The sequence below is a fragment of the Marisediminitalea alba genome (genome assembly GCF_002993365.1).
GTDB classification, from domain to species: domain Bacteria; phylum Pseudomonadota; class Gammaproteobacteria; order Enterobacterales; family Alteromonadaceae; genus Alteromonas; species Alteromonas alba.
In genome coordinates, this window is record NZ_PVNP01000208.1 from 1 (window position 1) to 7,511 (window position 7,511).

Sequence of the window (7,511 nt, forward strand, 5' to 3'; positions counted from 1 at the left end):
CAGGGTGAGATCGTGAATATTTATTAACCAGTTGGAGGAAACTAAACGATCAGTTTGACGATCCGGTTTAGTCGTGATCTTATACTCTCTTTTTGGGGAGTAAAACCATGTATATCGAAGCCTTCACCACCCACTTTGGGGAATTATCTGACACGCGTCAATCAGCAAAAGTGACCTATCCACTTGAGGATATTTTGTTTATCACCTTATGTGGTGTCGTCGCTGGAGCCGAAGGGTGGAGCGATATCCGGGACTATGCCGACGGTCATATTGGCTGGTTCCAGCAACATGGTTACTTGCGCGATGGCGTCCCCGTTGATGACACTATTGCCCGTACCATTTCGCGTCTCGACCCAGAGCAGTTTAGAGCTTGCTTTATCAACTGGATGCAGGCTGTACATGAAAGCACCGAAGGACAATTGATTGCGATTGACGGTAAAACGCTGCGAAGCTCCTACCAGCGCGGTGACCGCCAATCAACGATACACATGGTCAACGCGTTTGCCTGCACCAATAAAGTCGTTTTAGGTCAGGTTAAAACCTCAGAGAAGTCGAACGAAATTACAGCAATCCCTGAGCTTATTCAGTTACTTGATGTTCAGGACACCTTGGTATCAATTGATGCTATGGGCTGCCAGACCAGCATCGCAGAGCAAATAGTCGAGCAAGGTGGTGATTACCTGTTCACACTCAAAAGCAATCAGGGCAAGCTCTGTAAAGCAGTCGAGGATGCGTTTACTGAGACACGGGAAGCACCACTTGGTGGCTTAACCTTCGAGCAAAAGCGGGGTCGCATAGAAGCCCGGACATACCATGTGTTAAGTGCTGATGAGGTGAGCAAAGCGTTCCCGCAATGGCCTGAGTTAAAGACGCTTGGCATGAGCATGAGCTTCCGCCAACAACAAGGCAAAGCACCTGAACTGACGTATCGCTACCATATCAGCTCCGCACCATTAAGTGAGAAGCAACTAGCCGAAGCAGTACGTTCCCACTGGGCTGTAGAGAACAGCTTACATTGGGTACTGGATGTCAGCATGGGTGAAGACGACTGCCAGATACACCAGAATCACGGTGCCGAAAACTGGTCGATGCTACGCCATTTAGCGCTAAACATGTTGCGGGCAGAGTCATCAAAAGGCAGCATACCCGCCAAGCAAAAACGGGCTTGGATGAAAGCCAGCTATCTGGAAGCTGTGCTAACTGCGGGTTTTAGTGGCATGATTAATTAGTGAGCACTCATGCGGTTGCCCTGAGCATGTGACGCTCTTTTTGATGAAGTACAATGACATTTTCTTCTTGCTCTGGCTCAATGTTAAAAATCAAGTTCGTGACCCCACTCCCTTTGTAGTCAGAATTTCTAAACGCCCATATATCCTCGCCAAACAAGATGGTCTTTTTTTGATCTTGATAGACCACCATTTTGTCTAACTCTTCCCAATCGCCTCGCAGTAGCGCAGGGAGAAGTTCCTGTTGCAAATAGTCGCCTCTATCACCAATTAAACGCATGGTATCTAAGGTTGAATCCATATCTTGTGAGTTTTCAAAAGACAGCATAGATATAGCCCTTATAAAAATTGGGTAATGGAAGATAACGAGTCGAAAAGTGGATAACGCCCTTTTTCTTCAAGCAAATCCTCAGCTTGTTCAACGGTCTCTAATGGGAGGCCGTCAAGGTTAGCTTGAAAGCGATTTATCTTTAATTGAATTACCGAAGCGCGTTCTGGGTATTGGTCAATGGCTTCACTTAACGCATCGAGAAAGCTCAATAGTTTATAAATAGCGTAGGGGTCATCAACGAGTTTGGCGCTTTTGCAAAAGACGCAAAGATCGTATTGATAGCAGGTAATATCTTGACCCTCTTCAATAATCCCTTTTTTTTCTGCGAACTTGCGTGCTGCATAATGCCAATCTTTCTCTGACAGCAAATCAATTTCCCCGCCGCAGCTAATGCCATTGGGGTTTGTAGGAGCATTACGTTGTTTCCAAACATCGTATTCTAAGACGGGAATTTCCAATTCTTTCTTAACCGATTCTATAGCTTCACTGCGGCTCTTGCCCTGGGCTATGTAGACTAACCCCATCATCCCTTGTGACATTTGCTTGTTGTTTGAGACAGGGTGGCCGTTGGGGTAATGTCTTTCAGTTGTTTCAATATTGTGCTGCAAAATTTTTCGGGCTGTCCACCCTTTTTCTTCAGCTTTATACTCTAAGTTAGAATGAGTAGTGCGAATCCTACTGGCGGTAATATTTATAAAGTAATCACCGCGACCAATGCCACACAATTTTAACAGAACTTCGCGAATCGGAACCTCACCTTCTGACCACTGATAAGTAACATATTTACCACCCAGCGGTAGTAAGAATGGATGCTTGGTTGTTGAACTCCCCCCACCAAAACCATAATTTTTTCTGGGTAAAGGGTTTCTGCTCGCAGCATAACGCTCAACCAATTGAAGAAAAGGTTTGTATTTAGCTGCAACAATAAACTCACCTTTAGAGCCATCAGCATATTTGAAAGAAACTGTCATCGCTCCATCGGAATCTTTCTCTGAATAATTAAGCGGTATAAGCGCGTTCCGCAATGAAACATCAGTCATACATGAAAGAGCAGCGTAAGCAATAGGCATTGCTCTTATTGTTACAACTTGCTTTTTAAGAACGGTGACTTTTGCTTCCATCGTGTATACACCATCATCTCGTTTAATCTTGTTAAACGTGGTCATCTTTTGATCTTTAACAATGTCGGCGTAGGTTTTTACTAGATGGTCGGTCAACTCAGCTCTGCTATCAGAAAGCAAATTTAGGTTCTTTGATAATTGGAATGAAGCTCCAGACACATCAACCTTGCCTTTATCACCTTCGCTATTGAGGAAATATATCAGAGTGTCATAAGGGTCTTCGCTGTAGGTTTTCGAGAGGAGTTCGAGTGCTCGAAGAAAGGTAATTCCGTCAGTTTCTCCAACAGTGTCGCGCTTATTGATGTCAGCGACAATAAACCCAGCTTCCTCATCTTTGGCTTCGGGGTGGGAGCTTTCTTCTAAGCCTGAAAATAACGCTTTTACGTCCTTTGATGCACGACCTTTGTAAGCGCGAACTTGAGCAACTTTTGATGTCCGACCATCTTTATTTGACGTAACCATTTTAATGGGGTGGCGAACCTGTCTAATCACTGTGTCGTTAAATGCAGTGTAATAGGCAAACAAAGTGTAAGCTGCCGACATGCATTGATTAAAAGGACTCGCTATGACGTGGTCAAGCAAATTCACACAACCCAGTTAAGCAGCTTTTCCTAAGTTAGCCATGTCAGCTTCATATTGGTTTGGACTTTTGTAATCCAGATATGAGTGCATTCTTTGGCTGTTATAAAACATAGTGATGTATTGCAGGATATCTTGCTGAGCTTCATGACGGCTCTGGTAATGACGCCATTGCACTCGCTCTTGTTTTAATGTGCCGAAGAAGCTCTCTACAACGGCATTGTCCCAACAATCACCTTTCCTACTCATGCTACCTGTTACCTTGTACTGCGCCAGTAGCTGTCTAAATTGTCGGCTCGCGTATTGCGAACCACGATCCGAATGATGTATCAGGCCAGCCTTGGGCTTACGTTGCCATAAAGCCATTGTTAAGGCATCACACACAAGCTGGGCATTCATCCGTGAAGACATACTCCAACCCACGACTTTGCGTGAGAACAGATCGATGACAACGGCCAGATACAGCCACCCTTCCTGCGTCCAGATATAGGTAATGTCAGAGACATACGCCTGGTCTGGTTTTTGCGCATCAAAGTCGCGTGACAGCACGTTATCGAATACAGGTTGCTGATGGTTGCTGTTGGTCGTTACTTTGTATTTTCTACGTCGTCTAACGCTCACGTCGGCTTCTTTCATCAAGGCTCTCGTACGCTGTTTTCCAACCGGATAACCGAGCGAATTCAGCGCGCGTTTCATTCGTCTTACGCCATAGGTATAGTCACTGGCATCTGCTATTTTCTGTACCCATTCAATTAGCTCATCATGTTGTGGATCGGGTTCAAGATGTTCATTTCGTCGCACGGCACTGTAATAGTTATGGCGACTGACTCCCAGAACCTGACACATCAGACTAATCGGCCAGGTCTTCTTATGTTGGGTAATGAAACCGTATTTCACTTGGTTTCTTTGGCAAAGAAGACCGTCGCCTTTTTTAGGATCTCTTTCTCCATTTTCAGGCGTTTATTTTCTTCTCTCAACCGACGGATTTCTTCCTGCTCCGGCGTTAATTTGCCATTGCCACGAAATGCGTGAGCGCCTTCTGATTCTTGCTCTTTAAGCCAGCGGCCTAACATATTCGCGCTAATACCAAGACTACGTGCAGCCTCAGCAATCTTGTAATTTTGTTCTGTAACCAGACTAACAGCGTCCAGTTTGAATTCTTTTGAATAGCTTTTTCGCGTTTTCATATACACTCCAGTTGAGATAATTATCCCTTAACTGGCTGTGTGAATCTATTGGAGCACGTCACTAAGCCTTCTGAAGCTGAACCATTTTTTCTCCCAAGTGTAATCGTGATGTCACGATTATCTATTCTTTCAACCACAATGTTTTCTAGGTATTGAGGTGGGGGCGATTCGGGGTTTTCTTCTTTAAACGCAATAAGTTGAGTTACCAAAGAGAAAAAGAGAAGCTGAGTGCGTCTAACTAGTGCATACCATTCGCTTGATGTATAAGGTAGTGTAGCAAAATCTGTTATCTCACCAGTAAAGCTCTTAAGCGTGGCTTGCATGTCTGACACATCAAAATCAAGCACTGGAAGCATCGAGTCGAGATTCATCTTTTTTTGAAGAGCTGAGGATTCCAACAAACCAAACTCTTCACCATTATGATACTGAAATTGGTATTTTTTAGGCTCACTAGCAATGTCAACTAAGCGCCGTAACTCACCTGAGTTACCAGCGTAATAAAGATATCCAGCCTGACTAAAAGGGTCGAACTTCTTAATGTCGCAAAATGCAATGTAAGTCTTTAAGGCGCTTAATTTAACTACTAGAGACCATGCATTGGTTTCATTTTTCTTCTCTTGATCAACCCATCTTTTTAGCTTTTGCATTCTTTCCAGTCGAGAGGGTTTAGCTAATGGTTTTTTGGGATCACACTGTTCATGACACCAATAAATAAAATTGTGTCTTGTGCTGTTTAGCACCCCTTCTGGCCGTATATCAACGATCAAATCTAATGAAGTAACATTTTTCTTAGTAATCGGCGGAGCGGGTGATTTATTTTGATTTCTCGATGCTGCTAATCGACTTTTTGCCATATCATCACCTCAGCGATTGTTGTGCGAATTGATTTTTACGCTGAGCGAATTCCAACCATGTTTTATTGTCATTCATGTAGTTAACGTATTTTTGAGTGGTAGAGGTGCTTTCATGCCCCATCAAATCAGCCAGCTCCTGTAACAAAGCCTCGAAGGGCTTACCTGTTTCCATATGTTTGCTGTACAGCCAGTCGGTTGCGAAAGTGGCTCGTAAGTCATGAGGGGCAAAATAAATATCAAGCCCACAGTGTGTCAAATCATTGCGGATAGTTTCCACATACTTTTGAATGGTGTTTGGAGCGTAGATATTGCCATTCGATTTAACGAATAAGTGGTTATGGCGAAGTAATCCTTTTTCAATAGCCTTCTTCCTCGCCTTACTTAACTTGTACTCGTACAACAGATCCATGACACTGGCTGGGATTTCAATTGTTCTGTTTTTTTTGAACTTGGTTAAGCAACCGTTAATATTCTCACCAATTTGCACCTTAACTACTTTAGCTTTTGGCTTGTCCACGACAGAGGCAGGAAATGTTATTAATTCCTCCAATCTCAATCCCGTTTCAGTTTTTAAGTACACCATTAGGGCTTTAGTGTCAGATGAATTTTCAATATCAAGGTGTTTATAAAGCTCTTGTTTTTCATCTTCACGAAGTGGGTTAAGCTCTCGAATATCAGCATCTTGAGGTTTTTTTATGTTCTTAAATGGTCTAGTGAGACCTGTGGTGTATACAATAATTTCCTTACTGTGACTGCGATTGAGATGTGAGAGCATTTCATGTTGTGCTCTGTTTCCTTTGTTGCTTATGCGAACAGTCTTTGCCTTAAACTCAAATGGTCGAAAGGTTTTGCTGATTGAAATGATCCGCTGGCGATGAAGGAAGATGAAGTAATTGACAACTTTCAAAACATAGTTAGAGGCTGTACTTGGAGAACCACCGACTTTTCCAGTTTCATCCTTGGTATAAAGGTTTTCCAATAAATAGTCTCGATATCTCACGATTGGACTTTCCTCTACCTTCTCGGTGCAGTCATATATTGTTAACGGAGGTTTTTCATCAACCAGAAGGCCAGTCCTTGGGTGTGTATGTTCGGGGATTTCCGTGCTCAACCACCGATAGAAGCTCAATAACGCAACTGCATGGGATTGAATCGTCTTATCGGAGGATATATCTGGATCTGCCAACAAAGAGTGAAGATATAGATTCACTGGCACCACATTGATACCATCGGGGTCTATTAAAATTGGAAGTTTATGAGCAAATGGTTTTGAGTTGTCCCTAACGTCATGGATGATCTCGCCACTGTCAGGGTGTGGCCTACTTATAAATGAGGGATATTTCTCCGTACTAATCCACATAAGACAATAGTCAAAGCCGAAGTCATCTGGAAACGACCTATTTTGTTCAATCACATTAACACCTAAATCATCCGTTATTCACACTGCTAAGCCTTCCCCCAGGGGGTTACGCGTTCATACATCTACTTTTTCAAGATATTTCTTAACCAATAGTAAAAATTGTAACCACCCCTCATCTCGACGTCTAATTTATACAACCTGAAACATTACAACATGTGATGTCTAAAGTATTTCCCAACTGTAAGTTCATAGTTTGAAGAACGGATCACGGCATTGTGCTGTGCCAGCAGTTTTTTAACCTTGTAGTAGGGGCCAAATTTTTTGACGCCCAATTGCTTTGCGTGCTCACAAAGAGCGTGCGTATTCTGATGTTCTCGATCGCTGATTCTGGCTAGCCCGATCAACTCTATTCCGGTCATTCGATCACAGACTTTTTCTTCACCACCCGATCAGTCTTTTATGCTTGTTAACTTCTTTTAATTTTAAAGAGGAAACAAGTATGTCAAAACCTACTGACATAGAACGCGTTAAAGCGGTTCTCTATCTTAAGCTTGATGAAAACCTCAGTAACCGGGACATCGCCAGGAGACTGAATGTGGGGGCTGCCACTATATCTGATATTCTCGGTAAATTCAGAACCCTGGATTGTGGCTGGCCGTTACCTGAGCATGCCTCCGATCAATGGCTACATCAGTCACTTTATCCTGACAGGAAAGCGGGCCGTATTAAACCTGATTATGGCCTGATGGATATTGAACTGCGGCGTAAAGGTGTAACTAAACTGCTGCTCTGGGAGGAATATCAGGCTAATTACCCTGATGCTTGCTATAGCTACAGCCAGTTTTGCGACAAT

General features: G+C 43.3%; 6 protein-coding genes and 1 pseudogene. 2 read left to right on the plus strand and 5 right to left on the minus strand.

Annotated features, from left to right (window positions below; translation table 11 throughout):
- Positions 1–107 precede the first annotated feature (107 nt).
- Positions 108–1,229: an ISAs1 family transposase gene (locus C6Y40_RS22690; RefSeq protein ID WP_105933256.1), complete on the plus strand. Its 1,122-nt coding sequence runs from the start codon at positions 108–110 to the stop codon at positions 1,227–1,229.
- Positions 1,230–1,236: 7 nt separating this feature from the next.
- On the opposite strand, the gene C6Y40_RS22695 is transcribed toward C6Y40_RS22690, so the two are convergent.
- The 5 genes from C6Y40_RS22695 to C6Y40_RS22715 all read right to left on the minus strand — a co-directional run bounded on the left by C6Y40_RS22695 (position 1,237) and on the right by C6Y40_RS22715 (position 6,712).
- Positions 1,237–1,554: a hypothetical protein gene (locus C6Y40_RS22695; RefSeq protein ID WP_205664813.1), complete on the minus strand. Its 318-nt coding sequence runs from the start codon at positions 1,552–1,554 to the stop codon at positions 1,237–1,239.
- Positions 1,555–1,565: 11 nt separating this feature from the next.
- Complete coding sequence (locus C6Y40_RS22700) at positions 1,566–3,203, minus strand: hypothetical protein (RefSeq protein ID WP_205664814.1); 1,638 nt, start codon at positions 3,201–3,203, stop codon at positions 1,566–1,568.
- A 72-nt stretch (positions 3,204–3,275) separates the two neighbouring features.
- Positions 3,276–4,444 (minus strand): IS3 family transposase gene (locus tag C6Y40_RS22705; protein ID WP_105936676.1). Its coding sequence is split into 2 segments (ribosomal slippage): positions 3,276–4,192 and positions 4,192–4,444, totalling 1,170 coding nucleotides; the frame shifts between segments, so codons are not numbered across the junction.
- A gap of 20 nt (positions 4,445–4,464) precedes the next feature.
- Positions 4,465–5,298, minus strand: coding sequence for a hypothetical protein (locus C6Y40_RS22710; protein WP_146129633.1), 834 nt, complete (start codon positions 5,296–5,298; stop codon positions 4,465–4,467).
- 4 nt (positions 5,299–5,302) lie between these two features.
- Entirely contained in the window at positions 5,303–6,712 is a 1,410-nt protein-coding gene (locus tag C6Y40_RS22715) for a tyrosine-type recombinase/integrase (RefSeq protein WP_061094527.1), read from the minus strand.
- A gap of 445 nt (positions 6,713–7,157) precedes the next feature.
- On the opposite strand from C6Y40_RS22715, the pseudogene C6Y40_RS22725 reads away from it, so the two are divergent.
- A pseudogene (locus tag C6Y40_RS22725) lies at positions 7,158–7,511 on the plus strand (IS21 family transposase); the annotation flags it as partial.